General features: G+C 57.7%; 1 rRNA gene. It reads left to right on the top strand.

Annotation, left to right across the window (positions count from 1 at the left end):
- Positions 1 to 3 precede the first annotated feature (3 nt).
- Positions 4 to 1,540 (top strand): 16S ribosomal RNA (locus tag H9I36_RS06335).
- Positions 1,541 to 1,652: the final 112 nt, after the last annotated feature.

Below are 1,652 nucleotides of genomic sequence, written 5' to 3'. Positions count from 1 at the left end.
ATAATGATGGAGAGTTTGATCCTGGCTCAGAACGAACGCTGGCGGCGCGTCTTAACCATGCAAGTCGAGCGGCAGGCAGCAATGCCGAGAGCGGCGGACTGGTGAGTAACACGTGGATAACGTACCCCGATGTCCGGGACAGCCTGTAGAAATAGAGGGTAATACCGGATAGATCACTGTTTACGGAAGGTAGACAGCGGGAAAGGAGCTTCGGCTCCGCATTGGGCACGGTCTGCGGCCCATCAGCTAGACGGCGGGGTAAGGGCCCGCCGTGGCGAGGACGGGTATCCGGCCTGAGAGGGCGGACGGACACATTGGGACTGAGATACGGCCCAGACTCCTACGGGAGGCAGCAGGTAAGAATATTCCGCAATGGGGGGAACCCTGACGGAGCGACGCCGCGTGAACGAAGAAGGCCGGAAGGTTGTAAAGTTCTTTTCTGTCCGAGGAATAAGTGTAGGAGGAAATGCCTGCATGGTGACGGTAGGGCAGGAATAAGCACCGGCTAATTACGTGCCAGCAGCCGCGGTAACACGTAAGGTGCGAGCGTTGTTCGGAATTATTGGGCGTAAAGGGCATGCAGGCGGGTCGCCAAGCTTGGTAAGAAATACCGGGGCTCAACTCCGGAGCTATATTGAGAACTGGCGAGCTAGAGTTGCCGAAGGGTATCCGGAATTCCGCGTGAAGGGGTGAAATCTGTAGATATGCGGAAGAACACCGATGGCGAAGGCAGGATACCGGCGGACGACTGACGCTGAGGTGCGAAGGTGCGGGGAGCAAACAGGATTAGATACCCTGGTAGTCCGCACAGTCAACGATGTACACTGGGCGTGTGCGCAAGAGCGTGCGTGCCGAAGCAAACGCGATAAGTGTACCGCCTGGGGAGTATGCCCGCAAGGGTGAAACTCAAAGGAATTGACGGGGGCCCGCACAAGCGGTGGAGCATGTGGTTTAATTCGATGGTACGCGAGGAACCTTACCTGGGTTTGACATCAAGAGCGATCATATAGAGATATGTGAGCGTAGCAATACGGCTCTTGACAGGTGCTGCATGGCTGTCGTCAGCTCGTGCCGTGAGGTGTTGGGTTAAGTCCCGCAACGAGCGCAACCCCTACTGCCGGTTACTAACAGGTAAAGCTGAGGACTCAGGCGGAACTGCCTGCGACAAGCAGGAGGAAGGCGGGGACGACGTCAAGTCATCATGGCCCTTATGTCCAGGGCTACACACGTGCTACAATGGCCGCCACAGAGCGGGGCGAAGCCGAGAGGCGGAGCAGAACGCAGAAAAGCGGTCGTAGTCCGGATTGAAGTCTGAAACTCGACTTCATGAAGCTGGAATCGCTAGTAACCGCACATCAGCACGGCGCGGTGAATACGTTCCCGGGCCTTGTACACACCGCCCGTCACACCATCCGAGCAGGGGGTACCCGAAGCCGGCAGTCCAACCGCAAGGGGGACGCTGTCGAAGGTACGCTTTGTGAGGGGGGTGAAGTCGTAACAAGGTAGTCGTACCGGAAGGTGCGGCTGGATCACCTCCTTTTCCAAGGGAAGAGGGACGCGCAGTGTACGCGCGTAAACCGTATGCGTCGGAGGATGCTGTCCGCACGAGCGTGTGTTCAGACGGCCTCCGCTTTCTTTCTTTCCCTGTGCCC

The organism is Treponema sp. Marseille-Q4130, from assembly GCF_014334325.1.
GTDB lineage: Bacteria > Spirochaetota > Spirochaetia > Treponematales > Treponemataceae > Treponema_D.
The sequence above is the reverse complement of the archived record's forward strand: the minus strand, read 5'-3'. Positions and strand labels throughout refer to the sequence as shown.